10 protein-coding genes are annotated in these 14,027 nt (G+C 41.4%); all 10 read right to left on the reverse strand.

Annotation, left to right across the window (positions count from 1 at the left end):
* Positions 1 to 6: 6 nt before the first annotated feature.
* Complete coding sequence (locus HPE56_RS12915; protein ID WP_188244176.1) at positions 7 to 1,701, reverse strand: OstA-like protein; 1,695 nt, start codon at positions 1,699 to 1,701, stop codon at positions 7 to 9.
* A gap of 315 nt (positions 1,702 to 2,016) precedes the next feature.
* The gene (locus HPE56_RS12920) at positions 2,017 to 3,471 is read right to left on the reverse strand and encodes a Gfo/Idh/MocA family protein (protein ID WP_188244177.1); all 1,455 of its coding nucleotides are present in this window, start codon (positions 3,469 to 3,471) and stop codon (positions 2,017 to 2,019) included.
* A gap of 7 nt (positions 3,472 to 3,478) precedes the next feature.
* On the reverse strand, positions 3,479 to 4,159 hold the full coding sequence (locus HPE56_RS12925) for a 3-keto-disaccharide hydrolase (protein ID WP_188244178.1): 681 nt from the start codon (positions 4,157 to 4,159) through the stop codon (positions 3,479 to 3,481).
* 25 nt (positions 4,160 to 4,184) lie between these two features.
* The gene (locus tag HPE56_RS12930) at positions 4,185 to 5,582 is read right to left on the reverse strand and encodes a Gfo/Idh/MocA family protein (protein WP_188244179.1); all 1,398 of its coding nucleotides are present in this window, start codon (positions 5,580 to 5,582) and stop codon (positions 4,185 to 4,187) included.
* A gap of 3 nt (positions 5,583 to 5,585) precedes the next feature.
* Positions 5,586 to 7,595, reverse strand: coding sequence for a glycoside hydrolase family 97 protein (locus tag HPE56_RS12935; RefSeq protein ID WP_188244180.1), 2,010 nt, complete (start codon positions 7,593 to 7,595; stop codon positions 5,586 to 5,588).
* Positions 7,596 to 7,878: 283 nt separating this feature from the next.
* The gene (locus HPE56_RS12940; protein ID WP_188244181.1) at positions 7,879 to 9,150 is read right to left on the reverse strand and encodes an adenylosuccinate synthase; all 1,272 of its coding nucleotides are present in this window, start codon (positions 9,148 to 9,150) and stop codon (positions 7,879 to 7,881) included.
* A 12-nt stretch (positions 9,151 to 9,162) separates the two neighbouring features.
* Positions 9,163 to 9,618 carry a Fur family transcriptional regulator gene (locus HPE56_RS12945; RefSeq protein ID WP_109653123.1) on the reverse strand — a complete coding sequence of 152 codons (456 nt, stop codon included), beginning with the start codon at positions 9,616 to 9,618 and terminating at the stop codon, positions 9,163 to 9,165.
* 54 nt (positions 9,619 to 9,672) lie between these two features.
* Entirely contained in the window at positions 9,673 to 11,877 is a 2,205-nt protein-coding gene (locus HPE56_RS12950) for a RelA/SpoT family protein (protein WP_188244182.1), read from the reverse strand.
* 43 nt (positions 11,878 to 11,920) lie between these two features.
* The gene (locus HPE56_RS12955) at positions 11,921 to 13,153 is read right to left on the reverse strand and encodes a M48 family metallopeptidase (RefSeq protein WP_188244183.1); all 1,233 of its coding nucleotides are present in this window, start codon (positions 13,151 to 13,153) and stop codon (positions 11,921 to 11,923) included.
* A gap of 38 nt (positions 13,154 to 13,191) precedes the next feature.
* A complete protein-coding gene (locus tag HPE56_RS12960) occupies positions 13,192 to 14,001 on the reverse strand; it encodes a TrmH family RNA methyltransferase (protein ID WP_188244184.1) in 810 nt (269 codons plus the stop codon).
* Positions 14,002 to 14,027 lie beyond the last annotated feature (26 nt).

The following is a 14,027-nucleotide window of genomic DNA, read 5'->3' on the forward strand; positions in this document are numbered from 1 at the left end:
CACCTATTAATTGGCTTTTTCTTCCTTAGAATTTTTCTTGGGATTTATGGCCTTATCGTTTTTTGGTGGGATATTATTGACGGGGTCACCTTCATTGGAGCTCCGTTCCTCTTCTTCCGCATCAATATCGATGGGATTTGAAATACCCCTGATAATGGGTAGTATCAGGTTGTTGTCATCCTCATCAAAAATATCCTCTTTTGTAATGATCTGTTCATCACCCCGCCAAACGAAACCTTTTAATTTCCGGCTGTTCTCGGGAAGTTCTGTTTCAGGGAATATATCCCCATCGGGCTTGGTGAAAAAAGTAAGTTCCTCAATATCGTTCTCGGCCATTTTTATACGAATGGCACTGCAGATTGTTTTGTTGATTCCAATGAGTTCATCATCATCATTGTACATATAATAGATGACCTCTGTGTTCTTGATTAAATCGATTAGGTTGAGTTGATTGTCCTTGAATTTTCCAAATAAATCCTTTCCTTTTGCCTGATTGTAGCCTTCCATGCTAATACTGTCCAGGGAAATGATAAATGCATTGTTCAATACTTTAAGCGAATCCATTTTTTCGGTCTTTAAATCGGATTTTAAATGGATACTGTCTCCGGTCATTTGATTGGGGCCGTTCCATATGATCGGGTTGGTTATCAGTTGGGTGATCCCGGTTTTCTGGTCAGCATGAATGGAGTCGCATTTACCGCTTAGGTCGGTCTTGTAGAATTTTGCATTTCTAAAGGCCCTTAGAATCCTGTGTTCTGGTTTGCCGGTCAGCATTAACGTATCGCCGTGCATGTACAACGAGTCCTTCTCCATTACCGATATTGATACCGCCCGCCGAGTGGCAAAAACCGAATCCTTGGCCTTAAAGACCTCTGCATAGTGGGCCTTGATCACCCCGTTGTTCAAAGTGTCGATGACCTTGATGTTATTGGTTGCCGAGGCAAATTCCCTAGCCTTGTTGAAATATACACTATCACCTTTAATGATGCGATTGTTGTAATCGATCCTAGTGTTTTTAATAAAGTACCCCGTTTCTACCTTTGTGTCATAAAACCCGCGTTCACAATATATTTTATAGGTTTTTCCCGTTATTGTCGATGGCCCGTAGAGGTAAGCGTTTTTAGAGGTTTCGTAATAATCCAATTGTTCAGAATCCAAAATATAGTCCGGGTTTACAATATGGACACTGTCTAAAAACTGTAGCTTTTTATTTTCCAGAAAATACCGGCCTATTTCACTGGTCAAGGTGTTGACAGAGTCGATCACCGTACCGAAATCCTTATAATAAGCCTGCTGTTCCAACCTGTTGAAACGAAGGGTGTCGGTCTTTAAGGTCATTTTGGTGCTACTGGTCAATACCACGTTCTCCCACGCTTTTGCCATGTTTTCGTTACCATCATAGTTGATCTTTCCACTGGTCATTTGAATGGAATCTCCCTGTTGCAGGCGAATATTGCCAATGGCCTTTAACCTATTCTCTTTCTGATAGTAGATGGCGATATCGCAAAACAGATCGGCTCCTTCGTGCTCAAATTGTATTTGCCTATTGTCTTTACTGAAGATGGAAGCTCCTGGATATTGTGCCTCATCCTTGGTGAAGTTGGCCCCATAAACAATATTGATTTGCTTTGGGGGGGCTTCTTGTGACAATAGGGGTAGTGAAGCCAATACAACCAGTATGTAAATGATTTTATTGAACAAGGTTATGAATTTTGCCCAAAAATATGATTTTTTGAGGGAGTGTAATCAATGATTGGGATAGATTTAGTAAACCGATAAAACGTTGCGGAAGTTTTTTAACTTTTCGATGCTGGGTTTTTGCCTTTTCTGTGGTTGAATCCATTTTTTAAGGCATCCAAATGCAAACGTATAATAGGAGGTATGGACAATGAAATGGACGATGTTGTTCTATTGCTGCCATAACGTAAAGAAGACCGTCAGGAAAAGGTGGTTTTGTAACTTTTTAGACTACAAAACCACCTTGAACCTAAAAGACGGTCTATGGTTTGATCTTCTTTAAAAATCCCGATAAGCCGATTTCAAATACTGGTTCGCCTCTTCTTCTGTGAATTTGGCCTCATTATTGTCCCAATGTAAGGTCTTGTTAGGGAAACGACCTGCTATTACACCCAATAGGATTGTTTCGGTAAGCCTTGACGCATAGGAAAAAGGGGCACTACATTCTGCTTGGCCCAGACAGGCATCCACAAATTGATGGTAGTGTTTTTGTCCTTCGGAATTGTAGTTGCGTATGGGCTTGCCCATATTGTTCTTTTTTTCTATACGGGCAATTTCGTCGGAAATGTCCACGTATTTTCCATCAACGATCTTCTTGGGCAATTCCATAAAGTGCGGTAGTAATAAACGACCTTTATCACCGATGAACATGGCACCTTGATCAGGTAATTTGCCAGCTCCGGTAGCCTTGGTGTCCAAGGACATTTTTTCTTCCACGGACTTTTCTTTTTTATCAACGTTTGTGGCCGACGTAGCATCTTTTGCACCAGGAAGTATAAGGTCTTTATGCATTTTTGGAGCCCCAGGGCCATCATACCAAACCCAAGTCAATTTTTCTGCGGTATGTTTGGTGCCTGGGAATTCATAAGTTACGATGTTGTTTTCGGGAAATCCAAAACCGTTGGGTTCCCTACATTCATTACGTATGGTCCTTGGCACATCCAATTCAAGGGCATTATAGGGGGTGTCAAAAATATGGACCCCCATATCTCCAAGTGTACCACAACCGAAATCCATTAATTTTCTCCAGTTTCCGGGGTGGTAAACATCCTTCTTATACGGTCTTTCTGCCGATGTGCCAAGCCAAAGGTTCCAGTCCAACGTTTCGGGAATAGGATCGCTGCCTTGTGGTTTTGGTCCGTCATATCCCCAGTTTTTTGGGGACCATGCACGTACGGTATGTACTTTGCCGATTATTCCGGATTGTATTAATAGCGTCGCCAATTTATAGTCATAGAACGAATGCACCTGAATACCCATTTGGGTAATCAGGTTTTTGTCCACAGCCAATTTTTTCATAGCCCGGGCTTCGGATACGTGATGGGTAAGTGGTTTTTGGCAATAAACCGGTTTACCGAGATCCATCGCCATCATTGAAGCTGGTGCATGCGTATGGTCTGGTGTTGAAACGATGACGGCATCAATTTCGTTTTTCATTTCGGCCAGCATCACACGATAATCGGAAAATACCTTGGCCTTAGGGTGTAGTTTTTGGGCGGCAGCCAAATTGGTGCTATCCACATCGCACAAGGCGATAACATCGACCAATTTATGGGATGAAATGGCCTTTAAGTCTTCAGACCCCATTCCTCCCACACCAATATGGGCCGTTCTCAAGCGATTCTTGAGTCCAAGCCCCATGTTTCCCAAAAGGGAAGGGGCAATAGCCATTCCTAATAGGCCTAATCCACTTTTTTTTACAAAATCCCTACGTTCCTTATTGTATGCGCACATAAATTCTTTAATTTTTGGTTGATAAATCCTTTATTCTGATATTTTTAAAACGGACGACATCGCCATGACCTAGAAAGCCAATATGTCCGGATGTTCGCTCTAACCCTGGGTGGTCTTTATGATCCAAGGTGCCATTTTTACTGGCTTTTATGTAATCCCCATCTACAATTACACTGCCATTTAAAATAACCTTTATTTTTGAGCCTTTTACATAAACTTCCTGTTGGTTCCATTCCCCAATGGGATTTAGAAATCCTCGTTTGGCTGGAATGATACCATAGACTGAACCATGGTATTGATAGGGTTGTAGTTTTGCATATTTATCGGCGGTATTGTCCAAAATCTGTAATTCCTTGCCCACATATGCGGCATCCCCTTCCAAGGGGGCGTGAATCCCCAATCCGTTATTACTCCCAGGGGTTAATTGAAATTCAAATCTTAAGACAAAATCACTGTACTCCTGTTCGGTAAAAAGGTTACCTCCGCTATCACTTCCGTTGGGGTCAACGACAATCATACCATTTTCTGCCCGGTAAGCCGATGTATTGCCTACCCAACCATCTAGATTCTTACCGTTAAAAAGGGCTTTGAATCCATTTTCATTGCTGTTTTTATGGGATGCACATGAAGTAATGGCCATGATGGATAATAAAACAAAAAAGGATGAAACATGGAATTTTTTAAACATAGGTTGGTTTTTTATTACGTTGATTTTATGAAATAATGGCTAATGGGTTGGTGTCTTTCCAGTTACCCCTTGTGAAGTCTGGAAAATTCTGGGGGGCACCGCCACTTGCAACGGATCGTTCACTTAAGGGTCCCACGGCACTCCAGAAACAACCTTCATAGAGGTTTTGGTCTAGGGGAAGTCCATTTTGCAAGCATTCGACAATGCGATACATCATCATACCATCCATGCCACCATGACCAGTGTCTTTGGTAGCCTCATTCAATCTTTTGTACAATGGGTGGTCGTATTTTTCGTATATGGCTGCCAATTGTTCCCCTTGTGCCCATGTGTGATGGTTATCGGTTACACCTTCCACACCTCCTTCCAAGGCAATCCTTGTCGGGAATCCCGCCAGAATCCCTTTGGTACCTTGAATCAGGTTCAATCTTGAGTAGGGGCGTGGACTTGTTTCGTCCCATTGGACCATTATGGTACGGCCAACCTTTGTTTTTATTATGGAGGTATTTAGGTCTCCACCCTTATAATCCAGTTTATTCCATTTATGATCGGCCGGATAATTTTTTTCAGCATATAATTTTCTTCCCAAGGCTTGGGTAGAAAAAGAAACCAGACTGCCAAAGTTATCATCACTACGTCCTAAATTCATGTATTGGGCAACCGGTCCTAGTCCGTGGGTTGGGTATAGATTACCATTTCGATTGGCATAATGGTACGTTCGCCAAGAGCCCGTTCCACGTTCTTGGTCTTCCATTTGGGACCGGAGTTCGTGAATATAGGAAGCTTCGGCATGTAAAAAATCCCCAATAACACCCTGTCTACACATATTAAGGTACATCAGTTCTTCCCTGTTATAATTGACATTTTCCATCATCATACAGTGCTTTTGGGTTTGCTCTGAGGTATTTACGAGTTCCCACATTTCTTCAAGCGTAATGCCTATAGGTACTTCTACAAAAGCATGGGCTCCTTTTTTCATGGACTCGATAGCCATGGGTGCATGGTTACTCCAATTGGTTGCGATAAAAACCACATCGGGTTTAACCTCGTCCAACATGGTCTTCCATTGATTTTCATCACCGTAATATTGGGCTATCTTCTTATGGCGTTTTCCCTTTCCGATTGCTTTGGTCTCTTTACTCCACTTTTCAGTAAAATCTTGATATAAATCGCAAATCGCAACCACTTCGGTTCCAGGAAGAGAGGCAAAGAATTTAAGGTGTCCAGGGCCCCTTGACCCCACGCCAATGAAAGCAGCCCGTACGGTCTCTAACTTTGGGGCAGCGAAATCACCCATGTATTTTGCCCCATAAGGGCGTTCAGAATTGGAATAGGCACCTTTGGCTATTGCCGGGGCTATCGCCAATGCGGCACCGGCCAATGATGTCTTACGTATAAAATTTCTTCTGTTTATGTTTTTCATAATCTAATTTTTCGTGATGATGGCGGAGTACCCCCCACCACTGGATAACTTTAACTTTAGTTTTGTGTTTTGGTCAACGTCTTTCTTTGTGATCTTATAATCCTGTGCATTCCTAGATGCGTTTACCCCATCTTGGTAGCCTTGCATAGTGTAATTGCCCTTTTCCAAAAAGGAAAGGTCTATTTCAAAGTCCCTGGCCGTCCAATCGGTCATTGCACCAAGATACCAATTATCACCCTTTCTACGGGCCAGGACAATATAATCGGAAACTGCTCCCTCGAGCACAACGGTCTCATCCCATATTGTGGGTATTTGTGTTATGAAATCGACGGTTTCCTGTTCTTTGTAATAAATGGTCGGTGATTCACATAGCATTTGAAGTGGGGCTTCGAAGACCGTATACATGGCCACTTGGTGGGCCCTTGTGCCATAGCTCATTGGTCTAGTGAATAAAGGGGCGTAATTGGGTCCACCCGTTTCATAATCCAATTGGTTCATGTTGACCATGGCACCAGGGGTGAAATCCAGCGGACCAGCGGCCATGCGAATGAATGGTAATGTCACATTGTGTTCTGGCGTAATTGCATTAGTCCATTTGTTATTCTCATTACCCCGGACACCTTCGTAATTGATGATGTTGGGCCACATACGCTCAACCCCGGCAGGTTTGAAAGCACCATGATAGTCGACCAACATTTTATATTTGGCGGCAATTTCCGCAATTTTTTCATAAGATTCAACGACGTATTGGTCACTGCGCTGCATAAAATCCACTTTAATGCCCACGGCACCCCAACTACTGTATAATTTCAGGATTTCTTCCGGGTTCTCATAAAGTGGTTTCCATAAGACCCATAAAATAATCTCAACATTTTTGGATTTGGCATATTGAATCAATTCAGGGACATCCATGTTTTCATTGTCATCCATGATTTCTGTGGTGGATTTTGTCCAGCCTTCATCCAATATCACATATTCAATGCCATTTTTAGAGGCGAAGTCGATGAAATATTTATACGTATCCATATTGATGCCTGCCTCAAAATCGACACCATAAACGTTATTTGCATTATACCAGTCCCAAGCGACTTGTCCGGGTTTTATCCAGCTGGTATCAGTGATTTTTGATTTGTCTGATAATAAGGCCACAAGATTGCTTTCTACGAAGGTTCTGTCATCATCACTAATGATAAATACCCTCCAAGGATATGCTCGTTTACCATTGATTTTTGCAATGTAATCGGCCTCTTCCTCGATGATTTGGTTCCGATCGGGGCTAAACGCTTCATTAGGGATAGCTTTTAAAACATATTTGGGAAAAGTGGATGTCATCGCACGGCCTGTGGTTTTGGCCAAGAACATTCCAGGATAATTGATCAACGAGGCTTCTGTAAAAAGTACTTTGGCCGTTTTTGTATTGAACATTACCGGTAGGCTGCAAAAGGCCCCTTTTTGCATATCTGCTACACTTTTTACTAAATAATCACGCTCATTGTGTGAATAAAAAGATTCCTCCTCTGGGAAGAACGATGAGGTTCCATCAGGAAAAAACAATGTCATTTCTTCACTAAGAACATGTTTGGTTTTTCTGTTTCCATCAATAAACCGGTATGCGATACCATCATTGTATGCTCGGAAGATCAATTGGTAATTACCCTTGAAATCGAGGGTCAATTGATTGTACTCGCTGTTGATTTTAGCATCCTTATTGGGGACCACAGGGATAAAGACTTCATTTTTGCTAACCATACTTTGGTTTCGCAATTTGGGGGCGTTACCCAAGATCCTGCCTTCACCCATGTCCATGGAAATGACTGCATTGTCAATAATATTGGAACCTTTAAGGGTTACATTCCACGAAATGTTGTCGGCGAGGTCAATGACCACTTCGAGTTGCTTGTCAGGAGAGCTTAATTTAACGTTCTTTTGGGCCATGCTCCAATTACCGAATAGCAATAGGGTCACCATAAAAAGTAATTTTAAGGTAGGTCCAGGTTTGGTTGTGTTATTCATATAAAATGTTATTATATTAGGGTTTCTAGGTGTTATAAACGAGGAAATGGAACGAAATACATTATGCAGATGGAAGGAACCGATTAAGTCTTGATTGGATTTCATTTTGAAGTTGGTGGATATTTCTACAATTTACGTAAAACGGATCAATTAAAAAATTGAAATCACACCTGAAATACACAAAAGGTGAGAGTCGTATTTTTTGAGGTATTGTAAAAAGAAAAGTGCCTTTAAAGAATAAACTTTAAAGGCACTCCAATGATTTTTGTTTTCGAGTCGGTCCCTACCTATGAATTGTCTGGGTCCTGTCTGGTCCCACGGAAACGATCTTAATGGGAACCTCAAGTTCCTTTTCCAAAAAGTCTATATAATCATTCAAGGTTTTAGGAAGTTCCTCTGCCTTACTCATTTTGGTAAGGTCTTGGGACCACCCTTTCATCTCGGTGTAAATGGGTGTAACATTTTCAGCTTCGATGTTATAGGGAAAGTGCGTAATGACTTCCCCTTTGTAATTATAGGCCGTACAGACCTTAAGCTTTTTGAATCCACTAAGGACGTCACCTTTCATCATCATAAGTTCGGTTACCCCATTTACCCTGACGGCATATTTCAAGGCAACAAGATCGAGCCATCCACATCTTCTGGCCCTACCTGTGGTAGCACCAAATTCATTACCGACACTGGCCATGGTCTTGCCATCCTCGTCAAATAGCTCTGTAGGGAATGGGCCACTACCAACACGGGTGGTATATGCTTTGAAGATACCTTTTACCTCGCCGATTTGGTTTGGTGCCACACCCAGTCCGGTACAGGCACCTGCGGCCGTAGTGTTGCTGGAAGTTACGAAGGGATATGTACCGAAATCAATATCCAATAACGATCCTTGTGCACCTTCCGCCAAAATCTTTTTCCCGGCTTTTTGGGCTTGGTATAAATATTCCTCACTATCGATAAAGGTTAGTTCCTTAAGTGTTTTTATAGCGCTGAAGAATTCGTCTTCAAGTTCTTCCAGGTTATATTGGATATCCACATTGTAGAAACCGATCATGGCCTCATGTTTGTCTGCCAATGCACGGTATTTTTCCTTCCAATCAGACAACTCCAAATCACCGATTCGCATACCGTTTCTACCGGTTTTATCCATGTAGGTTGGACCAATACCTTTTAAGGTCGAGCCTATTTTCGCTTTCCCTTTCGAGGTTTCGGAGGCAGCATCCAACAAACGATGGGTCGGTAGGATCAAATGTGCCTTTCTACTAATGAATAGTTTTGATTTTACATCTATATCAAAGACGTCCAAGGCATCAAGTTCTTTTTTGAAAATAACAGGGTCAATGACGACACCGTTACCGACAACATTTATGGCTTTCTTATGGAATATCCCTGAGGGTATGGTATGTAAAACGTGTTTAATACCATCAAATTCCAAAGTATGTCCGGCATTTGGTCCCCCTTGAAAACGCGCTATAATATCATAGTTTTTTGTGAGTACATCGACGATTTTTCCTTTTCCTTCGTCTCCCCACTGTAATCCCAACAATAAATCTACTGCCATTATTTAATTTGGTTAGTTGTTTGTGTTACCTTCTTTGTTCTTTGTTCCGTAAAAGTATAATGAATGATTCGTTATCTTAATATCGAAAACCTCTTCGATGGTCTTTTTGATGGATTGTATACGTGGATCGCAGAATTCCATCACCTCACCCGTATCCGTTAGGATAACATGGTCATGTTGACGATCAAAATAGGATTTCTCGTACTGGGCCTGATTTTTACCAAATTGATGTTTTCGTACCAATTTGGATTCCAACAAAAGCTCAATGGTATTGTATAGTGTAGCCCGGCTTACCCTGTAGTTTTTGTTTTTCATGTTGATATAAAGTGATTCTATATCAAAATGTTCGTCACTTTCGTAGATTTCTTGAAGAATAGCGTAACGTTCGGGTGTTTTTCTATGCCCTTTTTCTTCTAAAAAGGTGGTGAATACGTTTTTTACAATTTCCTGGTTTTTATTAGGAGGCATAACAATAATCACTGCATTAATGCACAAATGTACGGCTAAATTTTAATTAAGTTTCTAAACTCGGGTGACTTTATCAATGCCATTGATAAGCTTTAGGTTTTGGATCAATTTCTTAAGAATATTATTGTTCTTTACAACGACGGTGATCCTACCTGTGAAAGTACCACCCTCAGTACTGAAATTCAAGTTTTGCATGTTGACATTCATATGGGTCGAGATTACCGAGGTAATTTCACTGATCAATCCCAAATTGTCTATTCCCGTTAATTGGATTTCCGATCGGAACTCCTGTTGGGACGAATCTATCCATTTCGCACCAATAATCCTATAAGCGTAATTCGATTGCAGCGAAATAGCGTTAGGGCAGTTTTTCTTATGGACTTTTATGCCTTCGTTAACGCTTATGAACCCAAAAACGGTATCGCCCGGAATGGGATTACAGCATTGCGAAAGTTTATAATCGAGTTTTTCCTCTTCGTTACCAAAGACCAGCATATCATATTTTGCCGTAATCTCATCCTTGTCAATGTTTTCAGGAATAGGGGATCTTCTTATCTTGCTCTTGAAGAAACTGATGAATGCATTGCTGTACGATGACGCAAAGTCTTTTATTTTTTGATTGTCTATAGCACCTATACCTACGCGATAGAATAAATCCAGGCTGGTCTTAAGCTTAAAGAAAGTGACCATTTTGTTAATGGTATCCTCGTTAAGGTTTATCTTTTGTGATTTAAGCTTTCTTCGTAAAATTTCCTTGCCCTCGTTGGCGACGGCTTTCTTTTCTTCCCGTAGGGAAGATTTTATTTTTGCCCTTGCCCTTGCCGTCGTGGCATAATCGAGCCAGTTTTGGTTCGGTTGAGCCTGGTCAGAAGTGATTATTTCAACCTGATCGCCACTTTTTAGGGTGGTGTTCAATGGTACAAGTTTTCCATTCACCTTGGCTCCCCGGGTATGCATGCCCACTTCGGTATGTATGTTAAAAGCGAAATCAAGGGGTGTGGCACCCTTTGGCATCGATTTTAATTCGCCCAAAGGGGTAAACACAAAAATTTCCTTTGAGTATAGATTGAGTTTGAATTCCTCTACAAAGTCAACAGCATTGGCATTTGAATTTTCCAAAGCCTCCTGTAATTTGTTCAACCAGACTTCTATACCTTGTTCTTTTTGGTCGCCGTGTTTGTATTTGAAATGTGCAGCATAACCTTTTTCGGCAATTTCATGCATACGCTCACTTCGGATTTGCACCTCGACCCATTTACCCATGGGACCCATTACGGTAATGTGCAAGGCTTCGTATCCCGTGGATTTCGGGGAGGATATCCAATCACGTAAACGTACCGGGTTCGGTGTAAAGTGATCGGTAACTATTGAATATATTTTCCATGCCAGGAATTTTTCGTTGGCCCGGTCCGATTTGTATATGATTCGGATTGCGAATTTATCGTAAATCTGGTCAAAGGAAACATTCTGGACCTTCATCTTCTTACGAATGGAGAAGATCGATTTCATGCGGCCTTTAATGTGGTAATTGAGAGATTCCTTGTCCAATGAATCACGGATAACACCCGTAAAATCGTCAATATATTTTTGTTGATCCTCTTTGGATTCCTCTATTTTACCCAAGATATCCTTATACACCTCGGGCTCCGTGTATTTTAAACTGAGGTCCTCTAACTCGGTCTTAATATTGTATAGGCCGATTCGGTGGGCCAAAGGGGCATAAATATATAAGGTTTCCGATGCCATTTTCACTTGTTTGTGTTCAGGCATCGCATCCAAGGTCAACATATTGTGGTATCGATCCGCAATCTTAATGATGATAACACGGACATCGTCATGCAGGGTCAACAACATTTTACGGAAATTCTCCGCTTGCTGCGATATGTTCATGTCCTTTTTAAGGTGGGATATCTTGGTGAGCCCGTCAACAATGCGGGCCACCGTTTCCCCGAACATACGCTCAATATCGTCGAGGGTGTAATCGGTATCCTCTACGACATCATGTAATAAGGCGGAAGCAATCGATACGGCATCCAGGCCTATTTCCGAAGCGACGATCTTGGCCACTGCTATTGGGTGGAAAATATAAGCCTCACCGGATTTCCTTCGTTGTTCCTTATGGGCATCAACAGCGATTTCAAAGGCGTGCCGAACCAAAGCCTTATCATCGTCAGACAGGGTCTGGTAGGTTATCTTCAGCAATTCCTTATATTGCTTTGCAATTTTTTTATTTTCCTGTTCTATAGCTTCCTGAGTCATACTCTAATAAAATTACACAATCCCCTTTAATACACAACAAAAATTATGCCTTTAAATTCTTGACTCGTGCTATTAGTGGGGGATGTGAAAAATGCATAAAAACATAGGCAGGATGGGGTGTAAGGTTGCTTAGGCTGTTTTTGGATAACTTCTTCAGCGAGGTGATCAGTGGTTTGGCCGCGAATGTATTCTTGGCAAAATCATCGGCTTGATATTCAAATTTCCGCGACAGGTAATTCATGATCAAACCGGTTACCTCGGAAATTGGGCTGTATAGAATTCCAAATCCGATCAGTGCGGCATGAAAACTTGGTTGTGAAACCCCTATGGCCATAGAAACCTCAGGACTGTTGATGAATAGGGATAAAAGAAAAAGCGTGAATCCCGTCAACAAAATGGAGGAAATTAAATTGAAAACTATATGATGGCGTTTGTAATGACCTACCTCATGGGCCAAAACTGCCACAATTTCATCTTCATCAAGATCATTGATAAGCGTATCGTAAAGAGTTACCCTTTTTTCTTTGCCAAAACCTGAAAAATAGGCATTGGCCTTTGTTGATCTTTTAGAACCGTCAATAACGAATATATTACGGATTTCGAAGCCTACCTTTTGGGCGTACCCTTCAATTTTGGTTTTAAGACTTCCTTCCTCCAAGGATTTCTGCTTATTGAACAGGGGCACGATCAACCTGCTATAGAATAGGTTCATGAACAAGGTGAAGATAGCCACGACTGCCCAGGCATAAACCCAAAAGTTGGTTCCAGCCCATTCAAAAAACCATATAATAAGGGCTGTAAGCCCTCCTCCGATAATAGCCATCATCAAATACCCCTTTAGCTTATCCGTAAAAAAGGTGGTTTTTGAGGTTTTATTAAAACCGAATCTTTCCTCAATAACAAAAGTCTTATAGTACCCGAACGGGGTGGTGATCAAATCACTGCCGATCATGATGATGGCAAAGAACACCAATGCGATTATAATGGGGTTGTCCGATACACTCCGTGCCCAGGTGTCAATCCATTCGAACCCACCCAAAGAAAGGAATCCTAGGGTTAGAAGCAATGAAAAGGTTGAGGTAAGAAGACCGAATTTGTAATTGGTCTTTTTATATTCTTGCGATTTTTGGTATTCCTCTGCATCAAAAACATCCTGCAGATCATTGGGTATAGGGTCATTGTACCGTTTTGAATTTAAATGATCCAGTGTGGTTTCAATAATGAACTCTATCACCAAGATGGCTATAATTATATAAAACAAGCTTGTTTGTGTCATTAAAAGGTTTTTGGTGTTTAACGGAAATAGGGTCGATGCTAAAGTGATCTTTGCCGTTTGGCCTCAAATATAAGTATTGCCGCCGATACTGATACATTCATCGAATCTATTTGACCTTCCATGGGAATAATGATGTTTTTTGTCGACGCTTTCAGCCAAGCTTCCGAAAGTCCGGTTGATTCAGTGCCCACAACAATTGCGGAAGCTCCCATGAAATTGGTTTTGGTATAGGTTTCGGAAGCCGATAAGGCTGCACAATATATATGTATTTGCTTTTCCTTTAAAAAAGCCAATATTTCACTGGTGCTCCCTATACCTATATTATTGGTGAATAGACAACCAACACTGGAGCGGATGATATTGGGATTGTACAGGTCACCCTTAGGATTGGCAATCAATACCGCATCCAAGTTTGCGGCATCCGCCGTACGTAGCAGGGCACCGATATTTCCTGGTTTTTCCGGGGCTTCGGCAACAAGAATCAGGGCATTCTTATTTTTAAGTTGAAGGTCATGCAATGCATGTTTTTTGGTCTTTACAACGGCGATTACACCTTCTGTAGAAGTCCTATAGGCCAATTTTTGGTATACCGCATCCGAAACTTCTATCAATTCTGGTTGTTTTCCCGCATTTTTGACCAGATCCAAAACCATCCCACTTGAAATAATGTCTGGTGAATACAGCAATGATTTTATCTCATAGTCAGCTTTGATTGCCAAGGATATCTCCCTTTTTCCTTCTATAATGAATGCGTCTTGTTTTCTCCTTTCGCGGGATTTTTCCTGAAGCAGAACAAGTTGTTTGATCATTGCATTTTGTGGACTGCTTATATGTTTCGATATGTTCATTGGTACAAAAATAGCGCAATGAACTC

The organism is Maribacter aquimaris, from assembly GCF_014596745.1.
Lineage (GTDB): Bacteria > Bacteroidota > Bacteroidia > Flavobacteriales > Flavobacteriaceae > Maribacter_A > Maribacter_A aquimaris.

Coding starts and splice junctions, on each gene's coding strand:
- HPE56_RS12920 (WP_188244177.1), bottom strand. CDS start 3,471: ATGTGCGCATACAATAAGGAACGTAGGGATTTTGTAAAAAAAAGTGGA.
- HPE56_RS12925 (WP_188244178.1), bottom strand. CDS start 4,159: ATGTTTAAAAAATTCCATGTTTCATCCTTTTTTGTTTTATTATCCATC.
- HPE56_RS12930 (WP_188244179.1), bottom strand. CDS start 5,582: ATGAAAAACATAAACAGAAGAAATTTTATACGTAAGACATCATTGGCC.
- HPE56_RS12935 (WP_188244180.1), bottom strand. CDS start 7,595: ATGAATAACACAACCAAACCTGGACCTACCTTAAAATTACTTTTTATG.
- HPE56_RS12940 (WP_188244181.1), bottom strand. CDS start 9,150: ATGGCAGTAGATTTATTGTTGGGATTACAGTGGGGAGACGAAGGAAAA.
- HPE56_RS12945 (WP_109653123.1), bottom strand. CDS start 9,618: ATGCCTCCTAATAAAAACCAGGAAATTGTAAAAAACGTATTCACCACC.
- HPE56_RS12950 (WP_188244182.1), bottom strand. CDS start 11,877: ATGACTCAGGAAGCTATAGAACAGGAAAATAAAAAAATTGCAAAGCAA.
- HPE56_RS12955 (WP_188244183.1), bottom strand. CDS start 13,153: ATGACACAAACAAGCTTGTTTTATATAATTATAGCCATCTTGGTGATA.
- HPE56_RS12960 (WP_188244184.1), bottom strand. CDS start 14,001: ATGAACATATCGAAACATATAAGCAGTCCACAAAATGCAATGATCAAA.